The sequence below is a fragment of the Rhodococcus sp. NPDC059968 genome (genome assembly GCF_042738615.1).
Taxonomy (GTDB): Bacteria; Actinomycetota; Actinomycetes; order Mycobacteriales; family Mycobacteriaceae; genus Rhodococcus_F.
The window spans coordinates 61907-88041 of record NZ_JBHWUE010000023.1 but is presented as its reverse complement, the minus strand read 5'-3'; the positions used below and the strand labels follow the sequence as shown (position 1 = coordinate 88041).

The window sequence follows — 26135 nt, the reverse complement described above, 5'->3', positions numbered from 1 at the left end:
GGTGGGTGAGGCTCACCCCGGGTCGCGATCGCGGCGCCGACTACGCGGTGACCAGGTCGATGGCGACGGCTGACCCCCGCGGATCGACGACCGCGTCGAGGATGGTCTTCTGCGTCTGGGTGAGGTGCTCGGCGCAAGCCGCGGCAGCCGCCGGGCCGTCGCCGGCGAGGATCGCACGGCACATCGAAACGTGCTCCGCCAACGAGACGTCCAGACGGTCCGGGTGGGAGTGGGCGATGTTGCGCAGTCTCTCGGTGTGCGGCCGTAGTTCGGCAATCGATCGGGCCAGTTGCGAGTTCCGGGTGTGCGCGATCACGGCCTGGTCGTAGGTTTCCGTGAGTTCGTAGAAACGATCTCGCCGGGAGTCGGACGGATCCTCCTCGGAGATCGCCCCGAGCGCTTCCGCTACCTCTTCGAACTGCTTCCGGGCCGCGGTGTCCCGGGCGACGGCCTCGGCGACCATGCGCGCCGCGGCCGCCTCGAGCAGGATGCGTAGCTCGAACAGGTCGCGAACACTCTTGATCGAGATTGGAGCGACCCGTGCGCCCTGCCGGTCGGTGAGCGAGACCAGCCCCTCCCCCTCGAGCCGAAGGAAGGCCTGACGCACCGGGGTGCGAGACGCCGAGAACCGCGTGCCCACGTCGATGGCACTCAACGACTGTCCCGGGGACAGGGTTCCGTTCAGGATGCCCTGCCTGAGCTGCACGTATACCTGTTCGCTCTTGTTCTCGCCCGCCATGCATACATCCTAACGTCCGCCGCAGTATGAGCTAAGGTATACACTAATGCGCACCATAGAACAGGGACAGCATCCCGGAGTAGGCGTGCATACGTGAACGACGTGCAGACCCCCGAACGATCCGTGCCGACGCGCGCGTCCGAACTGCGCCGTCGCGGACTCCGATGGGCTGCACTGATCGCACTCTCGGTCGGCGGCTGGGTACTCGGCGAGAGCATCGGACTGACCGCGGCGGGCCTCTTCTCGGCCCTGATCGTCGCGGCGACCCTGGCCGTCACCGGATGGGGTCCGTCCCGAGTGCCGCGCCCGCTGGGAAAGCTTGCGCAGGGCGTGCTGGCGAGCGCGGTCGGGCTGATGGTGCATCGGGACACGATCACCGCTCTCGGCTCGATGTGGGTGCCGGTGGTCTCGATCGCCGCCGCGACCCTCGCGCTCAGCGTGGCGGCCGGCGCCCTGCTCGCTGTGCACCGCGACGTGGACGCGGTGACCGGATCCCTCGCCATGACCGCGGGCGGCGCCACCGGACTCGTTGCGATGGCACGCGAACTCGGCGGCGACGACCGGGTCGTCGCAGTGGTGCAGTATCTGAGGGTGGCGCTCGTCGTCGTGTCGATGCCGATGATCGTCACGTTCGGCTTCCGCGCGGATACCGGTGCGGAAACCGTGACAGGCACCGATGGCGGCGGGTCCGAATGGTATGTGGCCGTGCCATTCCTGGCACTGTTCATCGTGGGCGGCACCGTCGTGGCGTCGCTCGTGCGACTGCCCGCACCCGCGACGCTGGGGCCGCTGGCCGTGAGCGCCGGGTTCGAACTCGGGGGCTGGAGCGACGCGGTCGCGGTTCCGCCGATGCTGATGACGGCCGCATTGATTCTCATCGGCTGGCAGGCCGGGCTCGCGTTCGACCGGGCGAGCCTGCGGGCGATCGGACGAATCCTGCCGTACGCCGCGCTGCTCACTCTCCTGGTCGGGGCGGCGTGCGCCGGCTTGGGCGTCCTACTCTCCCACCTCACCGGTGCGAGCCTCCTCGAGGCCTATCTCGCCACCACACCCGGTGGTCTGGCGGCGGTGCTGGCCGTATCGGCATCCACCGCCTCCAACGTCACGTTCGTCGCGGCCGCCCAGGTGTTGCGCCTGGTCATCATGCTGGTGACCACCCCGATCATGGCGAAGGTATTTGCCCACTTCAGTTCTCGGCGACGACGAGCGTAGCCGGGATCCTCTCCGGACGGGACGGTCCGGCCTGAGTCCGGGCCGTCTCGACCGGAGAGGAGTCCCGTACACCCCGAGTTTCGTTGCAGTGTCTGCGAACTCGGGGTGCGTCGGGGAGCGGGTTCCTCGAATGTCGGCGCATGGCATCTACCTCCGATTCTTGTGAGCAGCTATCGAGCTGCATGGCGGGTCGGCGTCGGGTCGCGGTTAGCCGTAGACCCTCGAGATGAAGGCGTCGAGGTTGTCGCGGACCCGCTCGATCCTCTCCTCGGGCTCGAGATCCTCGCGGTACTGCCTGCCCAGCGCGGGCGACTTCTTCCGGCGCGCGTAGAGCGAGCAGGCGAGATCGGCGCAGATGTAGGTGCCGATCGAGTTGCCCCGGCGACCGGATTCACCCGACTTGCGCGCCGTCATCAGCGAGACGCCGCCATTGGCGTGCGTGGTCATGCAGACCGTGCACATTTGCGCGCGGCGATAGCCGCCCGTTTCGTAGCGCAGCGCGACGCCGACGAGACCACCGTCCCGCGGCACGACGACGTAGCAGCGGCCGGGAAACGACGGGTCACTCCAGCCGAGGAAGTCGAGGTCGCCCCAGGGCCGGTCGTCCAGGTCACGAGGGACCGGTAGGCGCTTGGCGTCGCCTTTGGAGCAGTTAATGAACGACGACCTGATGTCGCGTTCGGTGACGGGTTCCATGACGAGTTGAACTCCTTCTGTCGACGGGTTGGCAAAGCCACGCGACAATACGGTCACCGGCGACGTCGAGCAACGGATTTTCAAAACGCTCCCTGGCTGCATGGGGGAGGTGCGGTGGGTCTCGCGAGCATCCTCTGACGCACTGCACCTCCCTCGTTCGAGCCAGATCTCCCACTGCAGGAAACGAATTCGTCACCCCGGACCGGACAGCGCGGCAACCGCGTGTATCGTGCTGTTTCCGGCTTCGAGGGGAACGGGAATGGCGGCAGGTGCACGGGTCGGCTCGCAGTTCGGGCACTACCATCTCAGGGCTCTGCTCGGCCGAGGTGGAATGGGTGAGGTGTACGAGGCGTACGACACCACCAAGGATCGCACGGTCGCACTCAAGATCCTCGACGTCGACCTCGCGAAAGACCCCACCTACCAGCAGCGGTTCCGTCGCGAATCGCATGCCGCGGCCCGGTTGCAGGAGCCGCACGTCATTCCGATTCACGACTGGGGCGAGATCGACGGCGTGCTCTACATCGACATGCGCCTGGTCGTGGGACAGGACCTGCGTTCGCTGCTCCGGACGCGTGGCCCGATGGGTCCCGCACACGCGGTCGCGATCGTCGACCAGATCGCGGCGGCCCTCGACGCCGCGCACACCGACGGTCTCATCCACCGCGACGTCAAGCCGGAGAACATCCTCGTCACGGCCGGTGAGTTCGCGTACCTCGTCGACTTCGGTATCGCGCACTCGAGTTCCGACCTCCGCCTGACCACCCTCGGCAGCGCCGTCGGCTCCTACGCGTACATGGCGCCGGAGCGGTTCGACAATGCGCCGGTCGATGCGCGCGCGGACGTCTACTCGCTGGCGTGTGTCCTCCACGAATGCCTCACGGGGTCCATCCCGTTCCCCTCCAACAGCATCAGCAGCGCGATCCGAGCCCACCTCACGACGCCGGTGCCCCGCCCCAGCTCGATTCGACCCGACGTGCCCGCCACGTTCGACGACGTGATTGCCCGAGGCCTGGCCAAGGAACCCCGCGATCGGTACCCGACGGCCGGCGACTTCGCAGCCGCCGCCCGGGCCGCGTTGACCGTTCGCGAGCGGAAGACCGAAACCGACATCGCGACCCGCCCGGAACCCTCGCCGGGCATGCGGTCCGAACCGACGCGTGTCGACGACCGCGGCCGTCCCCCCGTCTACCCGCCGACCATGTTCCACAGCGGGCCGCCCGCGCAGCCCCCGGCGGCGCTGTACTACCCCGCGACGCCCTACGCCGCCCCGCCGCCGGCTCGACGGTCGGTGGCCGTGCCGGTGACGGTCACCGTGCTGGTGATAGCGCTGCTGGCCCTCGGCGGGGTGGTCGGATGGCTCGTGCTGGATCGGAACAATCCGGACGCATCCACTGTCGCCGCGGCAACCAGCAGTCGGGTACGGGTCCCGGTCACGGAGGACGTACCGGTCGCATCCGCGACGTCGGCGGCTCCGTCGACGGTCCCGCCTGCCGTGACGACGCCGAGAACGACGACGGCTCCCCCGCCGCCGATCGTCGGCGAGGTGTCGGGCGCCGACGGGCAGGGTTTCCTGCCCCCGTCCGATGCACGGTGCAACTACACCAACCCGGCGGTGTTCATCGGTCGCACCACGAAGTCCCTCGTCGTAGTCTGCGAGACCGGAGTGGGACGGTACTACTACCAGGGCGTACGCATCAGCGACGGCGCCGCCATCTCCGTCGACGACCCCGTCCCGAGCGGTTCCGGCTTCGTCGCCACCGGCGACGGCGGCACTCAGTACCGGCTGACCCCGTCCGCCCTGACCATCGTCAGCGGCGACGGCAGGATCCTCGCGACCGAACCGATGGTCGACTCCGCACACCGTTGAATCGCCGTCTGCGACGAACAACGGGACGAGCGGTCGGAATCGGTGAGAGTATAGGTCTGTGAGCGCACAGGCAGAGCATGAGGAGAGACGTCGCCCGATCCCGGACACTCCGTTGGGCTACCTCGAACAGCTACCCGCCCTTGTCCTGCTCGAACGCCTTCCGGTTCCCGTCCTCGCGGTCGAGAACGACGGCACCGTCGTCCACGCGAACAGTGCCTTCGAGGCGATGCTGGGTCATCCCGTCGCTTCACTGCGCGGGCACCCGGTGTCCGAACTCCTCGACCTGGACGAGGCCCCGACGGGTGCCGACGCGGTCGAACACCTCCGCGAATGCGCCACGACACCCGTCGACCTCGCACACCAGGACGGATCCCGAGTGCGTGCACTCGTCAGCCGCCCCATCCTCCGTCGGCAGGACGATCCGGTGACCCTCGTCTGCTTCCACGACGTCACCGAACAACTCTGGAACGGCGGCCGGGCGCCGGGCTTCTGACCCCGCCCCACAGACGCAAAGACATTCGCCGGAATCCCACGCAATTGCCCGGGATTCCAGCGAAACCGTCTGCAAACGGCGCGGCAGGGATCGAACGCGGGTTAGGTTGACTGCATGGCGACCGGTAAGAGCAAGGCTCCCGCTGTCGAACTGGAGGTCGGCGACCGAACCGTGCGGATCTCGCACCCGGAACGCGTCTACTTCCCCGCCACCGGTGCCACGAAGCTCGACCTCGCGAACTACTACCTGAGCGTCGGCGACGGGATCGTCCGCGCACTGCGCGAACGCCCCTGCATGATGCACCGCTTTCCGGACGGCCTGAGCGGCGAGAAGGTGCACCAGAAGCGGTTGCCGCACGGTGCGCCGGACTGGGTTCAGACGGTGCGGGTGACATTTCCGCGGTACAACCGCCACGCCGACGAACTGTGCGTGACGCACCCGGCGGACGTGATCTGGGCGGTACAGATGTCCACCGTCGAGTTCCATCCGTGGAACTCGCGGCGCGCGGACGTCGAACGTCCCGACGAGTGGCGGATCGATCTCGATCCGATGCCCGAGTGCGGGTTCGACACGGTGCAGCGCGTGGCCGGGGTGGTGCACGAGGTGCTCGACGAACTGGGTGCGACGGGCTGGCCGAAGACGTCGGGCGGAAGCGGCATGCACGTCTACGTCCGGATCCGGCCCGACTGGGAATTCGGCGACGTCCGGCGGGCCGCACTGGCCTTCGCCCGCGAAGTGGAGCGCCGGACCCCGCAGGACGTCACCACCACCTGGTGGCGCAAGGACCGGGATCCGCGCAAGCTGTTCGTCGACTACAACCAGAACGCCCGCGATCACACCATCGCCAGCGCGTACTCGGTGCGCGGTGTGCCCGACGCGACGGTGTCCACACCGGTGACGTGGGACGAGATCGACGACGTGGATCCGCACGAGTTCACCATCGCCACCGTCCCCGACCGCTTCGCGAAACTCGGTGACCTGCACGCCGGAATCGACGACGCCGTGTTCTCGCTCGAACCGCTGCTCGAGTGGGCCGACCGCGACGAGGCCGAAGGCGAATCGGATCCCGGTGGCGCGGAAGACTAGTCGACGGCTTGCCCGCAACGCGACACGCGCCCCGACCGTGCGGCCGAGGCGCGTGTCTCGCATGCCGAACTTTTCCCTACCGTGGCGGCGGGGGCGGTGGCGGCGGAGGCGGTGGAGGGTTGGGATTGCAGAGTTGGCAACCGTCGACCGGCGGTTTGGGAACCGGTGCGTGACAATCGTTCTGACATGGTCTGGCGCCGGCGATTTCGGCCGTTCCCACCAGGGAAATCGAGAGGGCTGCAAGGACCGCCCCGATGGCCGCCGCGATTCTGGCGGGAGTTCTGGTAGTCGACATGTGGGTTCCTCCTGTGAGCTGAAGAGCGGTGTGCACCGTCCATAGAGCTTCGGCGAAGGAAACGACAGGGGCCAGGCACCCTGGGGGTGGAATCGCACCACCCGCTATCCCATGCGGCTGATCACGTCCAGCACGTCGCGGAGCGCGGACACGGAGTGCGCGGGGAGGAAGGCATCGCAGAAGGGCAGCGCAGCCGCCATCGATCCGGCGAGCGGTAAGAAGTCGGGGTCACCGGCACGGGGGTTGAGCCACACCAGCCGATGGGCGCGACGGCGGACCCGGGTGAGGGCATGCGCCAGGCGCTTCGGGTCGTCGCTGTCCCAGCCGTCGGACGCGATGACGACGACTGCGCCGCGCAGCGCGTTGCCGTGCGGGGACGCGAGCAGTTCACTCACGCTGCCGGCGATGTGGGTGCCACCGAATCTGTCGACCACCTTGTCGTTCGCCTTGCGGACCGCGGTCTCGGCGCTGCGGTGGGCGAGCACGGGCGTGAGCCTCGTCAGCGACGTGGAGAACGCGAACACCTCCGGCCTGCCCGCGGTCTGTCGTTGCACCGCCGCCCGCATCAGATGGAGATAGATCGCGGCATACGGCTGCATCGACCGGCTCACGTCGCACAGCATCACGATGCGTCGCGGGCGGTTCCGCGCCCGGCTCCGCGCGAGGACCACCGGCTCCCAGCCCGTGGCCCTCGACCGGTTCATGGTGGCCCGCAGGTCGATACGCCGGCCGCGCCGATGCACTTCGCGACGCCGGGTGCGGCGGGACGGCCACGCGGCGGTGGCCTGCTCCAGCCAGGATCCGAGGAGCCGGAGGTCGCCGGCGTCGAATCGGGCGAAGGGTTCGTCCGCGCGAGCCACGAGCCTACTGGGCAGGGTGTCCGGCACGGCGGTGAGCGCGTCGTGAAGGTCGCCCTCGCCGCTGTCGTCGCCGCCGGTCATCATCGGTCGTGTCATCCAGGGCACGCCCTCGGCGTCCTGCGCCTCACCGGGCCGGTCGCGACCGTCGCGGACAGCGGCGAGGGCCGTCTCCCGTCCCGCAGCGGCCCGCCGCGCGTGCGGATCCACGGACAGCAGGGCGTCCTCGAAGACCGCGGAGAACACGGCGTCGAACGGCGCGAGGTCGTCGACGCGGTTGACGAGCGTCAGACGCGCCGACCAGTACAGCCGCGACCGCGAACGCGGCGGCGACAGATGCAGCGCCTGCACGAACACCGCGGGGCCACTCGCCGAAACCACGACGCCGCGGGAACGCAGCCGGGCCACGAGTGCCACCGCGAACGCCGCGAGATCGACGCCCCGCAGGACGCCCGACGCGCTCATCGCCTGCGGCGGCCCACCACGAGGACGACCACGATTCCGGCGAGGATCGCAGCGAGGATCGGGGCGTACCGTTTCCACGCACCCACACCGGACAGCGCCAGAAGGTCCAGCGGCGCCGGTTCGGCGGCAGGCGGGGCCACGGACAGCGTCGTGGTGCCGGTGGCGTCGGCCGACTCGGGCGCGGCCGCGGGCTGGTCGGCGGGTCCACCGGCGAGCTTCGCTTCCAGTGATTCCGCGAACTGCCCCATGAGTTTCTCCGACACCTGCTGGATCATCCCGCTGCCGAACTGCGCGAGTTTGCCGACGATCTTCATGTCGGTGTCCACGGTGACGCGGGTGCGGTCGCCTGCCTCGTGCAACTGGGCGGTGATGGTCGCGGACGCGTTGCCGGAACCGCGCGAGTCCTTCCCGCGGGCGTCGATCACGGCGCGATGCTCCTTCGGGTCGCGCACGACGAAGGCGGCCTTGCCTTTGAACTCGCTGGTCACCGGGCCGACCTTGACCTTCACCTTCCCCAGGAAATCGTCACCCTCCCGCCCGGTCATCTGGGCTCCGGGTAGCAGGGGGGCAACCTCCTCGAGGTCGCTGAGCACCTCCCACGCCTGCTCGATCGGGGCGCTGACGGTGAACTCGTTGGCGATCTTCATGGCAGTTGCCTCTCATCCGGTGGCCAGGCCGTGCGCGTAGTCGGCGAATGCGTCCTGAACTATTGTGCGGTCGTCCGGGGTCTTCGCGAGGGCACTCAGGCTCTGGATCGCGTCGTCGCGAACCAGATCGGCCACTCCCAGCGCCGCGAGTGCGGACACCCAGTCGATCGTCTCGGCGATTCCGGGCGGCTTGTCGAGATCGAGTTCGCGGGCCCGGCCGACGAAGCCGGTCGCGTGCTCGATGAGGGGCGCCGCAGCCGCGGGCACCGTGCGGCGCACGATGGCGGCCGCCCGCGCCGGCTCCGGATAGTCGATCCAGTGGTAGAGGCATCGTCTGCGCAGCGCGTCGTGGAGGTCGCGGCTCCGGTTGGACGTCAGCACGACGACGGGGTGATGTTCGGCCGTGAACGTTCCCAGTTCGGGGACGGTGACCGATGCCTCCCCCAGGAATTCGAGGAGGAGTGCCTCGAACTCGTCGTCGGCTCGGTCTATTTCGTCGATCAGCAGTACGGGCGGGGTCGGCCCCCGATATCGCACGCAGTGGAGGATCGGACGTTCCAGCAGGAATTCCTCGGTGAACAGGTCGTCCTCGGTGAGGCCGTCCCCCCGCGATTCGGCCAGCCGGATGGTGAGCAACTGCCGCTGGTAGTTCCAGTCGTAGAGGGCCTCGTTCGCGGTGAGACCCTCGTAGCACTGCAACCGGATCAGCGGGGCGCCGAGGACGGTCGCGAGAGCCTTCGCCGCGGTGGTCTTGCCGACTCCGGGTTCGCCTTCGAGCAGGAGCGGGCGGCGCAGGGCTGCCGCGAGATACAGGGCCGACGCGGTTCCGAAGTCCAGGAGGTAGTCCTCGGCATCGAAGCGCCGGACCACGTCCGCCACGTCCTCGAACGCCGCGGTCATACCGCTCCCGTCTGCTGCGCGAACGATGCCCGGCAACCCGGCCCGCAGAACCAGAAGTCCTCACCGTCGCGCCGCAGGTGGGCGGTGCCCGGACCCACGACGACTCGCATCCCACACACCGGATCGATCCCCTCTGTCACCGCCGCCCGCGGACGCGAATCGCCCTCGGGTGCGCGAAGTCCCGCGGTCCGCAGTTCCTGCACCAACTCCGCCGCGATCGACACCGCGATCTCCGCCGACGTCCGCGCCCCGATGTCGAGACCGACGGGGGTGTGCACCCGCGCCCGTTCGGACTCGGTCAGACCGAGGGTGTCGAGGATGGCCCCACCGCGTGTTCGGCTGGCGACGAGCCCGACGTACCCGACCCCCGCGTCGAGCGCCGCACGGATGACCACGGCTTCGGGCCCACCGTGACCGGCGAGCACCACGGCCGTCGTGCCGGAGAACTGCTCGATCCCGGCGTCGTCGTGCTCGACGGTGAATCCCAGCAGTTCCGATATGCCCGCCAATGCCTGCGCGATCGGAGTGGTGCCGAAGATCCGCACCAAGGGGGGTGGCAGTTGCGGCTCCAGGAAGATCTCCATGGCACCGCCGGACAGGCACGGATTCACCACGACGGACGCGCCCGGCATCTCGGGGAACTGCACCGCCCCGTCGGGGAGAACCCGCAACAGCACGCTCTCGTTGGTCGCCAGCACGCCCAGGGCGGCCGTGCGCACCGAATTCTGCGCGCACTGACCGCCGACGAACCCCTCGATCGTCCCGTCCTGCAGGAGGATCGCCTCGTCACCGGTATGACTGGACGTGGGCGGCTGCGCCCGAACCACGGTCGCATGGACGAATGGCCTGCGATCGCGCGTCAGTTGCGCCGCACGCTCTTTCAGATCCATCGGGCCTCCTCGCAGCCGAGCGCGGCATTCAGATCGGGGGTGTCGCGCGGCCCTGCATGGCCTCCCACACCCGGGACGGGGTGAGCGGCATGTCGGCGTGCCGGACACCGAACGGGGCGAGCGCATCCACGACCGCGTTCACCACGGCCGCGGGCGATCCGACCGTCGCGGACTCGCCGATGCCCTTCGCTCCGATCGGGTGATGCGGCGACGGGGTGACGGTGAAGCCGGTCTCGAGCTTGGGAACCTCGAGCGCGGTGGGGATCAGGTAGTCCATCAGTGATCCGCCGAGGCAGTTTCCGTCCTCGTCGAATTCGATGATCTGCATCAACGCCATGCCGATGCCGTCGACGATGCCGCCGTGAACCTGCCCCTCGATGATCATCGGGTTGATGCGCGTGCCGCAGTCGTCGACGGCGAGGAACCGCCGCACCTTCACCACGGCGGTGCCGGGGTCGACGTCGACGACGCAGAAGTACGCGCCGTAGGGGTACGTCAGATTCTCCGGGTTGTAACAGATCTGCGCGTCGAGTCCGCCCTCGATGCCCTCCGGCAGGTCGCCGGCGCCGTGTGCCCGCATCGCGATGTCCTGGATGGTCACCTTCGCCGACGGGTCGCCCTTCACATGGAATTCGCCCTTCTCCCATTCCAGATCCGCGACCGAGGCCTCGAGCATGCCCGAGGCGATGATCTTCGCCTTGTCCCGCACCTTGCGGGCCACCAGTGCCGCGGCCGCCCCCGACACCGGCGTCGACCGGCTGCCGTACGTGCCGAGCCCGAACGGCGTGTTGTCGGTGTCGCCGTGCACGACGTCGATGTCGTCCGGCGGGATCCCCAGCTCCTCCGCGACGATCTGCGCGAACGTCGTCTCGTGACCCTGTCCCTGGGTCTGCACCGACAATCGCAAGACTGCCTTGCCCGTCGGGTGCACGCGCAGTTCGCAGCCGTCGGCCATGCCCAGTCCCAGGATGTCCATGTCCTTGCGGGGCCCGGCACCGACGGCTTCGGTGAAGAACGCCATGCCGATTCCCATCAGCTCGCCGCGTTCGCGGCGTTCCTTCTGCTCCTCCCGCAACTGCTGGTAGCGGATCATGTCCATGGCCTTGCGCATGGTGGTCTCGTAGTCACCCGAGTCGTACACCCATCCGGTCTTGCTGGTGTACGGGAACTGTTCCGGCCTCAGCAGATTCTTCAGCCGGAGTTCCGCCGGATCCATCTTCAGATCGAACGCCAGGCAGTCGACGAGCCGCTCGACCAGATACACGGCCTCGGTGATGCGGAACGAGCAGGCGTACGCCACCCCGCCGGGCGCCTTGTTCGTGTAGACGGCCGTCATCGCGCAGTGCGCGGCCTCGATGTCGTAACTGCCGGTGAAGACGCCGAAGAAACCGGCCGGGTATTTGATGGGCGCCGCCGTGCCGTTGAACGCACCGTGATCGGCCAGCACCTTCGTGCGGATCGCGAGCATCTTGCCCTCACGGGTCGCCGCGATCTCGCCGACCATGATGTAATCGCGGGCGAAGCCCGTGCTCATCAGGTTCTCGCTCCGATCCTCCATCCACTTCACCGGTTTACCCGTCACGAGCGACGCCACGATGGCACACACGTATCCCGGGTAGATCGGGACCTTGTTGCCGAATCCCCCGCCGATGTCCGGGGACACCACCCGGATCTTGTGCTCCGGGATCCCCGAGACCAGGGCGTAGACCGTCCGGTGCGCGTGCGGCGCCTGGGACGTGGAGTACAGGGTGAGCTTGCCGGACACCCGGTCGACGTCGGCGATCGCACCGCACGTCTCCATCGGCGCCGGATGCACCCTGGGGTAGACGATCTCCTGCTTCACCACCACGTCCGCCTTCGCGAACACGGCCTCGGTCGCGGCGGCATCGCCTGTCTCCCAGTCGAAGCAGTGATTGTCCGTCTTGCCCTCGAGGTCGTCCCGGATCACCGGCGCATCCGGCGAGAGCGCGGCGCGCGCGTCGACGACCGGATCGAGCATGTCGTACTCGACGTCGATCAGTTCCAGGGCGTCGCGGGCCGAATAGCGGTCCTCGGCGATGACGAACGCGACCTCCTGGCCCTGGAAGCGCACCTTGTCGGTGGCCAGCACGGCCTGCACGTCGTTGGACAGCGTCGGCATCCACGCGAGGTTCTTCGCGGCGAGGTCGGCTCCCGTCACCACCGCAGTCACCTTCGGGTGTTCCTGTGCCGCAGTGGTATCGATGCTCACGATCCGCGCGTGCGCGACCGGCGACCGCAGGATCGCCAGGTGCAGCATGCCGGGGAGGGTGATGTCGTCGACGTAATTTCCGAGCCCCCGGATGAAGCGGGGATCCTCCTTGCGCAGCATGCGGCCGTGGCCGCAGGGCTTCTTGTCGTTGTCGACGATGTCGGCGCCGCCCGACGGCGGACGGGATTCGACGGTGGTCATGACTTACTTCCCGTGGTCGCGTGTTCCTCGACTGTCATCGGTGCGCCCTCGGCGCCCCGCGTCTTGTCCTCCTGGACCTCCGCGTCGAAGTCGCCGGCCGGTTCCGGCTCGGCGGCCTCGCCCGCCCGATGGTCCGCCGCCCACTGAATCGAGCGCACGATCGTGGTGTACCCGGTGCAGCGGCAGATCTGCCCGGAAATCGCTTCCCGGATGGTGGCCTCGTCCGGGCTCTCCTCCCGGTCGAGCAGTGCCCGCGCCGTCATCATCATGCCGGGCGTGCAGAACCCGCACTGCAGTCCGTGGCATTGCATGAAGCCCTGCTGGACGGGATCGAGTTCGCCGTCGTGTTCGAGGCCCTCGACCGTGCGGACGTCGTGCCCGCCCGCCATCGCGGCGAGCATCGTGCACGACTTCACCGGATCGCCGTCCACGGTGACGACGCACGTACCGCAGTTGCTGGTGTCGCAGCCCCAGTGGGTCCCGGTCAGGCCCAGCTGGTCGCGGAGGAAATGGACCAGCAGCATGCGCGGTTCCACCTCGGCGCTCACTGCTTCACCGTTGACGGTCATGTTCACCTGCATGGCTATGCCTCTTCTCCGGTCGGCTCGTGCTCCACGTCGCTGCGGAGCACCCGGTCGACCGCTGTACGGAGTGTGCGGATCGTGAGTTCGGATGCGAGGTGGCGTTTGTACTCGACGGTGCCGCGTGCGTCTCGGACGGGCTCGCAGGCCTGCGCGGCCATCCGCCCGGCCTGGGCGAACGCCTCCTCGGACGGGGGACGTCCGGTCAGGTAGTCGGCGACATCCGAGAGTCCGGACGGATCCGGGTTGACCGCGGTCAGGCCGACCGCTGCCCGGGCGATCTCGCCGCCCTCCACCGTGACGGCCGCTCCGGCCGCGGTGACCGCCCAATCCCCGGTCCGCCGTTCGACCTTGGCGTACGCGCTGGAGCTGTGGCCGTGGACCGGTATCACGATCTCGATGAGCATCTCGTTGTGTGCGAGCGCCGTCTCGTACGGTCCGACGAGGAACTCGGACATGGGGATCTCGCGGCGCCCGCCGGGCCCACGCACCACGCACGTGGCGTCGAGAACAGAGCAGACAGTGGTGAGGTCCTCGGCCGGATCCGCCTGGCACAGCGATCCGCCGATGGTTCCGCGATTGCGGACCACCGGGTCGGCGATCACCTTCTCCGCGTCGCGGAAGAGGGGGAACGCCGCCGCGAGCTCGTCCGATTCGAGCAGCCGGCGGTGCCGTGTCATCGCACCGATCCGCAGTCTCGACCGGTCGGTGGTGATGTAGCCGAGTTCGCCCTCGAGGTCGTTGATGTCGATGAGGTACTCGGGATTGGCGAGGCGAAGTTTCATCATGGGGAGCAGGCTGTGGCCGCCTGCGACGAGGCGGGCTTCGTCGCCCAGCCGGTCGAGCAGGGCGATGGCGTCCTCGACGCCGGTTGCACGCTCGTATTCGAAGGATCCTGGTACTTGCATTGTGACCTACCTCACAAACGTGGATCCTTCCAGCCTGCGCAAGAACCTGTTGCACGTCAACCCCGGTGAACTCCCTACTCGACGCAGGAATCGACGGGTTCCTCATGGTGGATCCGACCACTCGACTCCGCCAGCGGACGCCCCGTGCCACCCCACCGGCGGGCGATGATCTCGGCGGCGATCGACACCGCCGTCTCCTCGGGTGTCCGGGCGCCGATGTCCAGGCCGATGGGGCTCGACAGCCGGTCGAGTTCGGTGTCGGTCAGACCGGCCTCGCGCAGGCGTTCGCGCCGGTCCAGGTCGGTTCTGCGTGATCCCATGGCACCGATGAATGCGACGTCCGGGAGGCGCAGCGCCGTCTCTAGGAGAGGGACGTCGAACTTGGGGTCGTGGGTGAGCACGCAGATCACGGTCCGGCCGTCGATGGCCTGGGCCTCGGCCTGGGCAGCGAGATACCGGTGCGGCCAGTCCACCACCACCTCGTCGGCCGTCGGGAAACGCGCGTGCGTCGCGAACACCGGACGGGCGTCGCAGACCGTGACCCGGTACCCCATGAAGGCACCCTGCCGGGCCACCGCGGCGGCGAAGTCGATGGCCCCGAACACGAGCATGCGCGGTCTCGGCGCGTAACTGGCGACGAACACCTCCATGCCCTCGCCGCGACGCTGACCGTCGGTGCCGTACGTCAGAACTGTGCTGCCGCCCGCCGCGAGGAGGCCCCGGGCGTCGTCGGTGACCGCGGAATCGGCCCGGTCCGAGCCGAGCGAACCGCTCACGTGCTCGGGCCGGACGACCAGCCGGCGCCCCACCCGAGCCGCATCGGGATGCGCCACGACGGTCGCCACCGCGACGGGCAGGTGGTTCTCGATGTCCCGGGTGATCTCACCGAGCTCCGGAAAATTGTCCCGCGACACGGGCTCGACGAAGATGTCGATGATTCCACCGCAGGTGAGACCCACCTCGAACGCGTTCTCGTCGCTGATCCCGTACCGCTGCAGCACCGGCGTTCCGGACGCCGTGACCTCGGTCGCGAGTTCGTAGACCGCCCCCTCGACACACCCGCCGGACACCGAACCGGACGCGCTGCCGTCGGGCGCCACGACCATCGACGCCCCCGGTGGTCGCGGCGCGGAACGGAACGTGCGGACCACCGTCCCGACGCCCGCCGTTCCACCCGCGGTCCACACCGCCATCAGGTCCGCCAGCACGTCGCGCATCAGCACCCTTCCCGCTCGAGTCCGACGTGTGATACACGCTCGCCTCCAAGCCTATTCCGCCGAGGCGAGTTTGGCCCGGGAGACGGGAACCTCGACTTCGACCGGCGCCAGCCGGAACGGGGGCGTCCCCACCCCCGCGATCCGGAAGTGGCCCCACGGGTCGCGCTCGGCCAGCGCCGCGGGCACTTCGGGACCGTCCCCGATCGTGAGGAACAACGGGGTGCGTTTGCGTTGCTTCGCCGCGTCGACGCCGTCGCCGACGACTCGGCCGTACCAGTGGTAGAGCCCGTCCAGCGGTTCGATGTGACCGTTCAGGAAGACCTCGACGGCCACCGTCAGGTCGCCGGACGTGAGCACACCGGGCCCCCGGTACTGCGTGTCGTCCTCGCGCGCCGCGAGCGAACTCAGCTCGAAGTGCCGGTCGTCGGGGGTGCGCATGCGCCGCCAGTAGGACGCGCTCGAACCCGGCCACGCCGCCCGATTGCGGCCGGTCGAATCGAGGTACCAGCTGTCGCACCCGCCCGAATTCCACACCGAGCCCGCGAGTTTGCGGTGGACCACCCGGTTGAACTCGCGCTGCGCGCCCGCACGCACCTCGATCCGCGTCGCGTCGCGCTTCTTCATCAGCGCCAGGCATCGGGTGATGTAGTGCGCCTGGGCCTCGATGACGAAGACGATCGACTGATTGCCACCCCCGGAATTCGGCCCCATCATGAGAAAGAAATTCGGGAACCCCGACACCGCGACACCGAGGTACGCCTCCATCCCGTCGCGCCACGCCCGCTGGATCGTCAGCCCGCGGCGGCCCACGATGTGCTCGTTCTCGAATCGGTCGCCGACCGCGAATCCCGTGCCGTAGACGATGACGTCCGCCTCGTGCATCCTTCCGTCCTCGGTGCGGATCCCGCGTTCGGTGAACTCCGAGATGCCCGACGTGACCAGATCGACGTTGCCGCGTTGCAGTGCGGGGTAGAAATTGCTGGACACCAGAATTCGCTTGCACCCGATGGTGTAGTCGGGGGTCAGGGTGGCACGCAGCGCAGGGTCCTGCACCTGCCTCCGCAACAGCCCCCGGGCAGCCGACTCCAGCACCGTCATCAGTCGCGGGTGCAGGAAACCGGCGATCAGCGATTCGTGGCTCCAGTAGATCGCACCGCGGTAAGCCTTCTGGACTCCAGGAACAGCCTTGAACACCGCCTTCTCACCGGCCGTGATCGGACGGTCCAGCTTCGGCAGGATCCAGTGCGGAGTCCGCTGGAATACGTCCACGTGCGCGGCCGTCTTCGCGACCTCCGGAACGAACTGCACGGCACTCGCTCCGGTACCGACGACCGCCACCCGCTTACCGGTCACGTCGACCGAGTGATCCCACTCGGCGGAATGGAATGCCACACCCGAGAACGACTCCCGGCCGGGAAAATCCGGGACGCTGGGTTTGTGCAGCGGACCCGGACCGGCGACGACGATGCGGGGGTGATAGACGGAACCCGACCGGGTCTCCACCCGCCACCGGTCGGTGGTCTCGTCGAACTCGTAGGAGACCACCTCGGCGCCGAACCGGATGTGTGGTGCCAGATCGTAGTCGCGGACCACCCGTTCGATGTAGTCGAGAATCTCGGGTTGCCGCGCGTACATCCGGGTCCATTTCCGGTTGGGCGCGAAGGAGAACGAATACATCAGCGACATCACGTCGCAACCACATCCGGGATACGTGTTCTCCCGCCACGTTCCACCCACCCGATCGGCCTTCTCGAGAACGACGAAGCTCTCCTCGCCCGCCTCCTTCAGCTTGATCGCCATGCACAATCCGGCGAATCCGGTTCCGACGACGAGGACGTCCGGCTCGGTGATCCCGGGTGTCACAGAAATCCCCCGCGCCGCCACAGCGCGCGGGACGTCGCTCGCATCAGGCCGTTCTCCTCGAGGAACGCGGCCAGCGACTCGAACCCGCGTCGTTGATTCTCGCGAAAGTTCGGATTTCCCAGCGCCTGTCGACGCGCCTCCTTCGGATCCAGACCCGCCCGCTCGTACATGACCGGGTTGGTGAACAGCCGCTGGAACAGCGGGCCGCCGATCCCCTGCGCCGTTCCGACCCACAGCCGGTCGATCCGGTGGCCTTCCGCGACGCGGCGACGCACCCCCTCGCGCGCGAATCGGATGTGCCGGGACTCCTCGGTGACGTGGATCCGCATCAGCCGGGAAATCATCGGCTGCAACTGCGGATCCTCGAGGACGCGCCGCTGCGTGGCGTCGAAGATCTCCTCGCCGATCAGCGCGGCCACCCAGAGCATGGTTCCGCGAAATGTCTTGGGCAGCACGTTGACCACGACTGCCTGATACCACCGGAGCTGGAAGGGCTTGGCGCCCATCTGCTCGATGGCGCGCCCGAACATCGTCATGTGCCTGCACTCGTCGCCCATCTCGGTGAGCATGTACCGGGTGTGCAGCGAGCTCGGATCGTTGTGTAGCAGCGCGCGCAGGAGCGCCTGGTTGAGGATGTTCTCGAACCAGATTCCGACGCTGAGGATGTTCGCCGATTCCTGCCGGGACAGCTCGATGCGCTGTGCCTCGCTCATCCGGTCCCACATCTCGGTTCCCCACAGGGACAGGACCTGCGGCGGCAGGAAGTACTTGCCGTCCTCGAGGGGCGCGTCCCAGTCGATATCGACCACGGGGGCGTACGAACGCTTGACGGAGCCTGCGAGGAGCCGCCCGGCGACTTCCTCCCGATCGATCGTGTGTGAACGCTGAGACATCGCTGATCCCTTCGTCGAGCGCGATTCCATCTCGTTGCCGTTTATAGGTAAAACGTAAACCCGGCCGTGACGCAGGTCAATGGTTATCTGTGACTCGAGTTCACATTTGTGGCTTCTGTTTGCGCCCACCCCACCCGAACAGCACAATCAGGGCCGTGAGGACGCAGCCGACGACACCGACCCCCGGCGAACTCCGGGAACGGATCCTCGACGCGGCCGAGGAATGCCTGATCGAACTCGGTTACAGCACCCGGCTTCACGCGGTCATCGCGGAGCGAGCGGGACTGTCCCGGCCCACGCTCTACAAACACGTCGGCGATCAGTCCGCCATTCTCGAGGCCCTCTTCCAGCGGGAGATCTCGCGGTTCTTCGTCGTGCTCGACCCGGTGCTGCGGGGACGGCAGAGCCAACTCCAGGTGCGATTCGTCGACGCCGTCGTGTTCGCCGTCCAGTACGCACGCGGACACCGGTTGCTGCAGAAGGGTTTGCGCGACGACCCCGACGTGGTGCTCCCCTGGTTCACACTCGAGGCGAAGCCGATGATCGAACTCGGGGCGCGACTGCTCACTCCCCACTTCGAGCGGCTGTTCTCTCCCGACCAACTGTCGGGCGTGAGCCCCACCGCCATCTCCGAGTGGGCGTTCCGCATCATCGGCTCGCTCATCATCACGGAGGGGATCGTGGACACGTCCGACGAGCGGGCTCTGCGCGAGTTCGTCCGGTCCCTGCTGTCGATCGCCTTCATCCCGCAACCGGGCGTGCATATTCCTTGATGCGTATATACGTGGCAGCGCATCTACAGCGTCTGCATAGATCTCATGCTTCCTACCACTGACGTGGCTGGCGTTGGAGATGTATGTACTTCACGGCTACCCGTAACACCCTGCGGTGTTGCGAGTTCTACCGGGTCCCACACCGACGCTTGTGGTGCAGGAACAGTCTTTGTCTGATTCACCCCCACCGACGATGTCGCGGCGGGAGCACTGCGACGGACACGGCGATGCCGCGGCCTGCTCGGAGTGGGACACATCTTGTCGCGGCATCGGCGCACCGGCGCATGCTCGATCACCCGGATCTGCGGATTCCGGCCGCGCTTCCGAACGGCTTTTCCGCGTCCCAGCAATGCTCGTTTGGCCAGGTTCACGGCGGCCACATGGTCACGGTTTCCGCCAATTTTGCACCCCGAACACCATGCGGTGTGGTATCCGCCGGGGCGAGAGAGTGGTTCGTTGCAGCCCGGACACTGCGCGGAGGATCCGCGTGCCGGTACGGACACCACCACCGCACCGACACCGGCGGTGGTGTGCGTGAGGGCGTCGACGGCTTGGCGGCGGGCCGATTGCGCGGCCCGATTGTTGTTGACGCGCCCGTGCCCGCGGGTTTCGAGGGTGGTGAGGTCTTCCACCGCGATCACCGTCGCGCCCGCCGCGGCAGCGAAGTCGGTAACCTGGGAGCTGAAGTGAAACGCCATTTCCCGGTTGATCTTCCCCCGCTTGATGCCCACCGCCTCGCGGTGGGCATCGAGGACGGCGATCTTCGCATCGAGTTGTGCTCGGACCTCGGGGGGAGCGGTCGCGGCGAGCCGGCGCAGGCGAGCAGCTTTGCGGTGCAGCAGTTGACCCTCGGTTTGCAGGCGCGCCAGTTTGATCCCAAGGCCGCGATCGTCGTAGGTCCAGCCCTGGTAATCAGACACCAGCCCGTCCGGGGTTTCGGTGGTGATGGCGGCGGCGCCGAGAGTGGCCGGGGACCAGTCCACGCCCACCGCGCAAGTTCCCGAGGTCACATCAGCGGCGGGGACCGTCTCGGTGGCCGCGCACCGCAACAGCAGACCTCGGTGGTCGAGATGAAGGGTCGGGAGATGCCACTCGCTGATCGGCCGCCCGTGCAGGTGCGGTGGGATCGCGGCGGTCAACCGGACTCGTCGCCACTGCGCGCGTCCCGTCGGGGCGACGGTGGTGGGGAGTTTCACCGTCAACGTCATGACGGTGTCTGTGACGGTGAGGTGTGCGAGTTGTCGATCCGCTGCGGACAGCCGAGCCATCGCCGAGGTCTTCGGTGGTGCTTGCATGTCGGTGATCCGCAACCGGCCGGCGAGTGCCCCGCCCTCGCGGCGGGCGCGCGCGGTGAGCTGCCGCACCACGCCTCGGGCGAATCCGGCCGGGAGGTACTCCGCCGCAGTGGTGGGTGCGGCGAGGCGGCTGGTGGCCGGGTCGAACCGGGCCGACAGCGACGCGATGGCGGTGTCTCGGTATGCCAGGGTCCGCAGCGTCGCCACCGCTTGTGCGGTCACCACCCGCGTGACACGCGACGGGACGTAGACCCCGTCCGGGTAATGCGGGGTCCAGCCCAGACGCGCAGCAGCGACATGACCCTGTATCGGGAGCTTGCGGCCCTGGCGGTCCACGCCGGCGGCCAGGACATCGAAGGTGGCCGGTTGCCACAGCCGCGCCAGCATCTGCGCTTCGGCGCCCGAGATCAGGTCGAGCAACCACCCCACCCGGGTGTCGACGTCGTCGAGCCCGATCGGCTCACCGGTGATGTCATCGACCGCCAGGTAGGGGCGGGTGGTGAACGAGAACTGCCGCAGCGCAGTGTATCCGGCGTTGGCCATCAGTTAGTCCTCTCCAACCGTGCTGCCGCATCGCCGACGAAGTCGACGTTGATTCCGCTTCGGCCGCAATTGATAGTAGCGGCCGGAAAACGAGGCGAGTAATGCCATGAAGTCGTCCATCAGCTCCTCTACCAGCGCCTTGTCCCCATGTTCACGCAGGACCTCGACCGTAACGCCGACCACCGACAGGTAACGTTCGATCCATGCCACCGGAGAATCGCGCCAACCGATCTCGCCACACCACTCGCACCACCGTGAACCGGCCCTTGGCTGTGTCGTCGAGCATCCGATTCAGTCCCGCTCGGGTCTCCCGCAGACCGGAACCACGATCCTTGTAGACCCTGTACACGGTGCCGGTGGCACTCTCACGAAGCACCTTCTCTTGATTGGCAAGCGAGGATTCCTGACCGGTAGAGCCGGACACCCGGCCATACAATGCTTCCGCCCTGTCGGCCCGAACGCTCTCCGGTGTAGGTCGACCCAGGTAGATGTCGAGATCCTCCCGCTCGAATACTCGCTGATCGGAACTTGTACGCCGAGACGGAAACCGGCCGTCCGACGCGGCCGTCCGGACCCCCACCACCGACATGTTCAGGTATGCCACCGCCTCGCCGCCTCGCCGATGCGCATGATCCAATAGTGAGAGGAAGGACTAGGAAGTTTTAGGGAGTGCGGTAACAGTTGAGAGCCTGCACCGCGAACCGTTCGACGAGTTCGACGCGTGGCTGCAGCCCTACCGCCGACTGTGGGCGAATCACCTCGATGCGCTCGAGCGGCACCTCGAATCGAAGGAGACCCCGTCATGACCGAATCAGACGCACGACGCGACTACCGCCCCGGCCCACTGCGGCACGTCGAAGCACGACCCGACGGCACCCGATGGGCTCTGACCTTCGTTCGCGACTTCACCCACTCGCCGGCGGCGCTGTGGACCGCGCTCACGGATCCCGGCGAACTTCCGCAGTGGGCGCCGTACACCGCGGACCGGAACCTCGGAACGGTCGGTCCCGCGACCCTGATCATGGTCGACGGGCAGGACCGCACCGAACTCGACGGCACCGTGACCCGGGCCGAATCACCTCACGTCCTCGAACACGCGTGGGGCGACGACGTCCTGCTCTGGACGATCGAGGAAACCGATGCGGGCACCCGACTGACCTTGCGCCACACGGTCGACGACCAGCGAACCGCGGCGATGACGGCCGCCGGGTGGCACATGTGTCTGGACGTCGCCGACAGCCTGCTCGACGGCAATCCGATCGGACCGATCGTCGGCGCCGAGGCGATGAACTACGGCTGGCGCGAACTCAACGAGCAGTACTCCGAACGCCTCGGCGTCGAACCGATCGATCCGACGCTGCAGTGAAATCGGAGACGGGCGTCCGCCGCTCCCCGTACCGTTGACGCATGGGACTGCAATGGGAAGCCGTGGTGGTCAACGCTCTCGATCCGACAGCCCTGGGACGCTGGTGGGCCGAGGCCCTGGGCTGGGGCTCCGTGACCGACTCCGACGGCGACGTCCACATCCGGCCCCGGGCCGACAGTCACCCGGAGATCCTGTTCGTGGCGGTTCCGGACCGGAAGCAGATACCGAACCGGCTGCATCTCGACTTCCGGCCCGACGATCAGCAGGCCGAGGTCGCGCGGCTTCTCGGGCTCGGTGCCCGGCACGCGGATGTCGGTCAGGGCGAGCAGAGTTGGGTGGTGCTCGCCGATCCCGAGGGCAACGAGTTCTGCGTCCTGTCCGGCCGGCGCTGACGCCGATCAGGCCACCCTGGCCCGCAGGGTCCGCAGCGCCTCGTGCTGCACGACGAGGACCCGGCCCACCTGGAGCCCGAGCACGCCCGCGGTGTCGTGCACCGACAGCCCGTCGATGACCCGCAGCAGGACGATCTCCCGGGCGGTGGCGTCGAGATGGTGCAGCAGCCCGGCCACTTCCGCCGGAATGTCGGGACTTCCGGCCGTGCCGCCGTGCGCATCCGAAACGGTCCGGCTCACGACGCGATACACCTCGCGGATCGGATGATCACTGCGCGCGAGAGCCGGAAGTTCGCGCGCCACCGCGAGTAGTGCTTCGTGAGCCACCTCGTCCGCCGGACGCGTGACCTGCGTGGAATCCCCCACACGGGTGCGGCAATAGCGCACCACCTGCGGCCACAGCGTCGTCATCACCCGATCGACGGCCTTGCGATCCCCCGCCGCGGCAGCCGTCGCTGCCGAATGTAATTCCTCGTCAAGCACACTCATGTGACCCTCGATCCCCCGACCTCGCCGCCTCCGGTCGTCCGGCACGGCGCTTCCGTACTCATCTTCCGGCACACGAGGGGTCACCACATCCGGGAGGTTCCCCATTTCCCGGCGCGTGAAACCCCCTACATGTCCGGCTTCCTCCGCAGGTTCTTGGTCTGGCCGCGTTGCTTCTTGGCGTCGAGTCTTCGTCGGTGCGAGCCCTTGGTTGCCTTGGTCGGGCGCCGGGTGCGGGCTTCCGCCAGGACAGCGGCGCGCAGCAGCGCCGCCATCCGAGCCCGGGCCGCGCGCCGATTGCGCAGCTGCGAACGGGTTTCGGACGCCGTCACGGTGACCACCCCGTCAACGAGCCTGTGTCCCAGCCGAACCTGCATGCGTTCGAGTTGCGCGGGCGACAGAGTCGACAACGTCCACAGGTTCACCCGCAACTCCACCCGCGAGTCCGTGGTGTTGACTCCCTGACCGCCGGGACCGCCTGCGCGGGAGAACCGCCACTGCAACTCGGCGGCCGGAACGACGAGCGACCGCGTGATCTCGAGGTCGTCGGTGACCTCGCCACCGGGAAACACCGGAGGAACTTCGCTCACACTCCCAGCGCCCGAGCCAGCACCGGCCAGGAATCGTGCAGGTCGTCCTGCCAGTATCCCCACGAGTGTGTGCCCGAGTTACGGAAACTCGCGGTTGCAGGTATTCCCAGTTCCCCCAGGCGGTCCGTGAATCGATGGGTACAGTAGTTGGTCACCGCTTCGATGGGACCACCCGCGTAGATCTGACGCGCGAGCGTAGCGACGTTCCCGTCGATCCCAGGTCCGTCCAGGGTCTCGTGTCGCCCCGGCAGACCGTTGCCGTTGGAGAGGAACAGTTCCGTTCCGCGCAGTTCGGCGGCGTGAACATAGGGATCGTTCGCCGCCCACGCCGGATCGTCCGCCTTGCCGTACATGTTGGCCGGGTTGCCGTAGCCGTAGTTTTCCATGGTGATCTTGATGAGGAGCTGACCGAGCGGATCACTGGTCAGAGCGCAACCGCTGTAGGCAGCCACGCCGCGAAACAGGCCGGGGGCGGCGATCGCCAACTGCAGAGCGGCAGTACCCACCCGTGACATGCCGGCGAGCGCGTTGACTCCGTTGGTGCCGAGGGCCGCGTCGACGACCGGCGGAAGTTCCTGAGTCATAAAGGTCTTCCACTTGTTCACCCCCATCACCGGGTCGGGGCTCTTCCAGTCCGTCCAATACGCGTTCTCGCCGCCGGACGGGCTGACGACGTTCACGTTCTGGTCGGCCAGGAACTCTTCGACATCGGTCTTCTCCCGACGGACCTGACCGTCGAGGAAGTACAGCGTCGGCCTCGGCGCGCTCGTGTCGGCGGGGCGCTGCACGTACACCGGAACAACCCGCTGCATCGACGCCGAGAAGACGTGCAACGTCAGGTGTCTCGGATCGATCACGGTGACGTGATCGAGCGTCGACCCGTTCGGCGCCACCGCGGAACCGAGCGCCTGACCGGTGTCGACGATCGGATCGGCGGCCGCGGCGACGGTGCCACCGAGGCAGAGAGAGACCACGGTCACGGCCGTCACGGCCGCTGTTCGCAATTTCCCCCGAAAGATTTGTCGTGTCACGACCGTGTACCGCCCTCCACCCGCACGAATTCCGGTCCCGGGCATGCTAACAGTTCCCGCGATACCGAGTAACGGAAGAGCCTTTCCGCGCGATGAACATTCGACCCCCCACGTTCATTGAAGGACCGGCATGACGTTTCCCCCGCCCTCATCACCTGCCACACGCAAGAAGTGGCCCTGGATCACGGGCGGGATCGTCGTAGTCGTGGCCGCGGTCTCGTTCCTCAGCCCCGGACAAGACGACCAATCGGCCCAGGCCACAGCGGTATCCGCGTCCGTGACACCAACGGTCGCCGATTCGACGACCGTGCGTGTCGCGTCGAGTTCGTCGACACCGGTACCGGTTTCGTCTGCGCTCGCTCTCTCGCCGGTCGAACCCGCCGCCGACGCGACCGCCGCGCTGCAGCAACTCGCCGGCCTCGAGATCAAGGGACGCGCACCGAAAACCGGCTACGACCGGGATCTCTTCGGCCAGGCGTGGACCGACGACGTCACGGTCGAGGGCGGCCACAACGGATGCGACACGCGGAACGACATCCTCGGGCGCGACCTCGAACAGGTCGTGTTCAAGGCGGGCACCCGCGACTGCGCGGTACAGACCGGAACGCTGCTCGACCCGTACACCGGCAACACCATCTCCTTCCTCCGCGGTGAGGGCACGTCGAATGCCGTGCAGATCGATCACGTCGTCGCGCTCTCCGACGCCTGGCAGAAGGGGGCGCAGCAGCTCGACACCGCGACCAGGGCGAACTTCGCGAACGATCCGCGGAACCTGAAAGCCGTCGACGGCCCCACCAACCAGCAGAAGTCGGACGGAGACGCCGCAACCTGGCTGCCCCCGAACAAGAGCTACCGGTGCACCTACGTGGCCGATCAGGTGGAGGTCAAGGCCGCGTACGGGCTGTGGGTGACCCAGGCCGAGCACGATGCGATCGCCCGGGTTCTCCAGGACTGCGGAGCCGCGACGCCTGCCGTCGCTCCCGCTCCGAGCACCGCCACGGTCCCGGAAGCGGTCCCAGCACCCGCACCCGTTCCCGCTCCGGCACCCGCGCCCGCACCGGTCCCGTTCGTCGACACGGCACCGCCGAGCGACGTCTACTACAAGAACTGTTCGGCGGCCAAGACGGCCGGTGCCGCGCCGGTCCACATCGGCGAGCCGGGCTACGGCACCCACCTCGATCGCGACGGCGACGGCGTCGGCTGTGAGAGCTGATCCGGGCCTGGCGCGACACGCGCCGCCGCCACCAGTTAACCTGAACTGCCTGCAGGGACGTCGGGTACCTGTAGCTCTGTACATGTCAGAAAGATGAGATCGGCATGACCACTGCACCCGACGCACTCGGGCACCCCCCACATACGGACGAACCGGCAGTCGCCCGCGCGTATTCGAAGCCGGCGTTGTCGGCGCGCGAAATCGAGGTTCTCCGCCACTGGTTGCGCGGCGACTCCAAGCTCGCCGTCGCCGCCGACCTCCACATCGCCCTCGGAACGGTCAACACACACCTGACCCGCATCCGCGAGAAGTACGCGCTGGTCGGACGTGATGCGTCCACCAAGACGACGCTGCTGGTGCGGGCCCTTCAGGACGGGATCATCACGATTGCCGAACTCTGACG

27 protein-coding genes are annotated in these 26135 nt (G+C 67.8%); 9 read left to right on the top strand and 18 right to left on the bottom strand.

Annotation, left to right across the window (positions count from 1 at the left end; all coding sequences use genetic code 11):
• Nucleotides 1–40 precede the first annotated feature (40 nt).
• Nucleotides 41–739 (bottom strand): GntR family transcriptional regulator, encoded by a 699-nt coding sequence (locus ACFWAY_RS20175; RefSeq protein WP_378511828.1) that lies wholly within the window; start codon nucleotides 737–739, stop codon nucleotides 41–43.
• A gap of 93 nt (nucleotides 740–832) precedes the next feature.
• On the opposite strand from ACFWAY_RS20175, the gene ACFWAY_RS20170 reads away from it, so the two are divergent.
• Nucleotides 833–1951, top strand: a complete 1119-nt coding sequence (locus tag ACFWAY_RS20170) for an AbrB family transcriptional regulator (RefSeq protein ID WP_378511827.1) — start codon at nucleotides 833–835, stop codon at nucleotides 1949–1951.
• A gap of 207 nt (nucleotides 1952–2158) precedes the next feature.
• Here the strand turns inward: ACFWAY_RS20170 and ACFWAY_RS20165 are convergent, their stop codons facing one another.
• Nucleotides 2159–2647 (bottom strand): FBP domain-containing protein, encoded by a 489-nt coding sequence (locus ACFWAY_RS20165; protein WP_378511826.1) that lies wholly within the window; start codon nucleotides 2645–2647, stop codon nucleotides 2159–2161.
• A gap of 259 nt (nucleotides 2648–2906) precedes the next feature.
• Here ACFWAY_RS20165 and ACFWAY_RS20160 point away from each other — a divergent pair, with 259 nt between their 5' ends.
• From ACFWAY_RS20160 to ligD, 3 genes are all read left to right on the top strand, one after another.
• Nucleotides 2907–4517: a serine/threonine-protein kinase gene (locus ACFWAY_RS20160; protein WP_378511825.1), complete on the top strand. Its 1611-nt coding sequence runs from the start codon at nucleotides 2907–2909 to the stop codon at nucleotides 4515–4517.
• A gap of 58 nt (nucleotides 4518–4575) precedes the next feature.
• Nucleotides 4576–5010 (top strand): PAS domain-containing protein, encoded by a 435-nt coding sequence (locus ACFWAY_RS20155; RefSeq protein ID WP_378454576.1) that lies wholly within the window; start codon nucleotides 4576–4578, stop codon nucleotides 5008–5010.
• 114 nt (nucleotides 5011–5124) lie between these two features.
• A complete protein-coding gene (ligD, locus tag ACFWAY_RS20150) occupies nucleotides 5125–6096 on the top strand; it encodes a non-homologous end-joining DNA ligase (RefSeq protein ID WP_378511824.1) in 972 nt (323 codons plus the stop codon).
• Between the two features lie 399 nt (nucleotides 6097–6495).
• Here the strand turns inward: ligD and ACFWAY_RS20145 are convergent, their stop codons facing one another.
• The 10 genes from ACFWAY_RS20145 to ACFWAY_RS20100 all read right to left on the bottom strand — a co-directional run bounded on the left by ACFWAY_RS20145 (nucleotide 6496) and on the right by ACFWAY_RS20100 (nucleotide 18073).
• Nucleotides 6496–7713 (bottom strand): VWA domain-containing protein, encoded by a 1218-nt coding sequence (locus ACFWAY_RS20145; RefSeq protein ID WP_378511823.1) that lies wholly within the window; start codon nucleotides 7711–7713, stop codon nucleotides 6496–6498.
• Nucleotides 7710–8360, bottom strand: coding sequence for an SRPBCC family protein (locus ACFWAY_RS20140; RefSeq protein WP_378511822.1), 651 nt, complete (start codon nucleotides 8358–8360; stop codon nucleotides 7710–7712). Before ACFWAY_RS20140 ends, ACFWAY_RS20145 begins: the two co-directional genes overlap by 4 nt.
• Before the next feature lie 12 nt (nucleotides 8361–8372).
• Nucleotides 8373–9260 (bottom strand): AAA family ATPase, encoded by an 888-nt coding sequence (locus ACFWAY_RS20135; RefSeq protein ID WP_378511821.1) that lies wholly within the window; start codon nucleotides 9258–9260, stop codon nucleotides 8373–8375.
• The gene (locus tag ACFWAY_RS20130; RefSeq protein WP_378511820.1) at nucleotides 9257–10150 is read right to left on the bottom strand and encodes an XdhC family protein; all 894 of its coding nucleotides are present in this window, start codon (nucleotides 10148–10150) and stop codon (nucleotides 9257–9259) included. The genes ACFWAY_RS20135 and ACFWAY_RS20130 overlap by 4 nt, the downstream gene beginning before the upstream one ends.
• A gap of 28 nt (nucleotides 10151–10178) precedes the next feature.
• Nucleotides 10179–12581, bottom strand: coding sequence for an aerobic carbon-monoxide dehydrogenase large subunit (locus tag ACFWAY_RS20125; RefSeq protein WP_378454570.1), 2403 nt, complete (start codon nucleotides 12579–12581; stop codon nucleotides 10179–10181).
• Nucleotides 12578–13162, bottom strand: a complete 585-nt coding sequence (locus tag ACFWAY_RS20120; protein ID WP_378454569.1) for a (2Fe-2S)-binding protein — start codon at nucleotides 13160–13162, stop codon at nucleotides 12578–12580. The genes ACFWAY_RS20125 and ACFWAY_RS20120 overlap by 4 nt, the downstream gene beginning before the upstream one ends.
• Nucleotides 13163–13164: 2 nt before the next feature.
• Entirely contained in the window at nucleotides 13165–14070 is a 906-nt protein-coding gene (locus ACFWAY_RS20115) for an FAD binding domain-containing protein (protein WP_378511819.1), read from the bottom strand.
• Nucleotides 14071–14144: 74 nt separating this feature from the next.
• The gene (locus ACFWAY_RS20110; protein WP_378511818.1) at nucleotides 14145–15287 is read right to left on the bottom strand and encodes an XdhC family protein; all 1143 of its coding nucleotides are present in this window, start codon (nucleotides 15285–15287) and stop codon (nucleotides 14145–14147) included.
• 51 nt (nucleotides 15288–15338) lie between these two features.
• Nucleotides 15339–17150: a DUF4873 domain-containing protein gene (locus tag ACFWAY_RS20105; RefSeq protein WP_378511817.1), complete on the bottom strand. Its 1812-nt coding sequence runs from the start codon at nucleotides 17148–17150 to the stop codon at nucleotides 15339–15341.
• Nucleotides 17147–18073: a diiron oxygenase gene (locus ACFWAY_RS20100; RefSeq protein WP_378511816.1), complete on the bottom strand. Its 927-nt coding sequence runs from the start codon at nucleotides 18071–18073 to the stop codon at nucleotides 17147–17149. The genes ACFWAY_RS20105 and ACFWAY_RS20100 overlap by 4 nt, the downstream gene beginning before the upstream one ends.
• A gap of 125 nt (nucleotides 18074–18198) precedes the next feature.
• Between ACFWAY_RS20100 and ACFWAY_RS20095 the strand changes: the two genes are divergently transcribed.
• Complete coding sequence (locus ACFWAY_RS20095) at nucleotides 18199–18816, top strand: TetR/AcrR family transcriptional regulator (RefSeq protein ID WP_378511815.1); 618 nt, start codon at nucleotides 18199–18201, stop codon at nucleotides 18814–18816.
• Nucleotides 18817–18839: 23 nt separating this feature from the next.
• Here the strand turns inward: ACFWAY_RS20095 and ACFWAY_RS20090 are convergent, their stop codons facing one another.
• Genes ACFWAY_RS20090 through ACFWAY_RS20080 form a run of 3 tightly spaced genes read right to left on the bottom strand, consistent with a single transcriptional unit; the run spans nucleotide 18840 to nucleotide 21243 of the window.
• Complete coding sequence (locus tag ACFWAY_RS20090; RefSeq protein ID WP_378511814.1) at nucleotides 18840–20654, bottom strand: zinc ribbon domain-containing protein; 1815 nt, start codon at nucleotides 20652–20654, stop codon at nucleotides 18840–18842.
• A 3-nt stretch (nucleotides 20655–20657) separates the two neighbouring features.
• Complete coding sequence (locus ACFWAY_RS20085) at nucleotides 20658–20864, bottom strand: hypothetical protein (RefSeq protein WP_378511849.1); 207 nt, start codon at nucleotides 20862–20864, stop codon at nucleotides 20658–20660.
• Entirely contained in the window at nucleotides 20806–21243 is a 438-nt protein-coding gene (locus tag ACFWAY_RS20080; protein WP_378511847.1) for a recombinase family protein, read from the bottom strand. Before ACFWAY_RS20080 ends, ACFWAY_RS20085 begins: the two co-directional genes overlap by 59 nt.
• A 213-nt stretch (nucleotides 21244–21456) precedes the next feature.
• Here ACFWAY_RS20080 and ACFWAY_RS20075 point away from each other — a divergent pair, with 213 nt between their 5' ends.
• Nucleotides 21457–22020, top strand: coding sequence for an SRPBCC family protein (locus ACFWAY_RS20075; protein ID WP_378511813.1), 564 nt, complete (start codon nucleotides 21457–21459; stop codon nucleotides 22018–22020).
• Nucleotides 22021–22061: 41 nt separating this feature from the next.
• Complete coding sequence (locus ACFWAY_RS20070; RefSeq protein WP_378511812.1) at nucleotides 22062–22412, top strand: VOC family protein; 351 nt, start codon at nucleotides 22062–22064, stop codon at nucleotides 22410–22412.
• A 6-nt stretch (nucleotides 22413–22418) separates the two neighbouring features.
• Here ACFWAY_RS20070 and ACFWAY_RS20065 read toward each other — a convergent pair whose 3' ends face one another.
• The 3 genes from ACFWAY_RS20065 to ACFWAY_RS20055 all read right to left on the bottom strand — a co-directional run bounded on the left by ACFWAY_RS20065 (nucleotide 22419) and on the right by ACFWAY_RS20055 (nucleotide 24477).
• Nucleotides 22419–22901 carry a sigma factor-like helix-turn-helix DNA-binding protein gene (locus ACFWAY_RS20065; RefSeq protein WP_378511811.1) on the bottom strand — a complete coding sequence of 161 codons (483 nt, stop codon included), beginning with the start codon at nucleotides 22899–22901 and terminating at the stop codon, nucleotides 22419–22421.
• Nucleotides 22902–23026: 125 nt separating this feature from the next.
• The gene (arfB, locus tag ACFWAY_RS20060) at nucleotides 23027–23488 is read right to left on the bottom strand and encodes an alternative ribosome rescue aminoacyl-tRNA hydrolase ArfB (RefSeq protein ID WP_378454559.1); all 462 of its coding nucleotides are present in this window, start codon (nucleotides 23486–23488) and stop codon (nucleotides 23027–23029) included.
• Nucleotides 23485–24477, bottom strand: coding sequence for an alpha/beta hydrolase (locus ACFWAY_RS20055; protein ID WP_378511810.1), 993 nt, complete (start codon nucleotides 24475–24477; stop codon nucleotides 23485–23487). The genes arfB and ACFWAY_RS20055 overlap by 4 nt, the downstream gene beginning before the upstream one ends.
• Nucleotides 24478–24649: 172 nt before the next feature.
• Between ACFWAY_RS20055 and ACFWAY_RS20050 the strand changes: the two genes are divergently transcribed.
• Nucleotides 24650–25732 (top strand): DUF1524 domain-containing protein, encoded by a 1083-nt coding sequence (locus tag ACFWAY_RS20050; RefSeq protein WP_378511809.1) that lies wholly within the window; start codon nucleotides 24650–24652, stop codon nucleotides 25730–25732.
• Between the two features lie 104 nt (nucleotides 25733–25836).
• A complete protein-coding gene (locus tag ACFWAY_RS20045; protein ID WP_378511808.1) occupies nucleotides 25837–26133 on the top strand; it encodes a response regulator transcription factor in 297 nt (98 codons plus the stop codon).
• The last annotated feature ends 2 nt before the right edge of the window (nucleotides 26134–26135 follow it).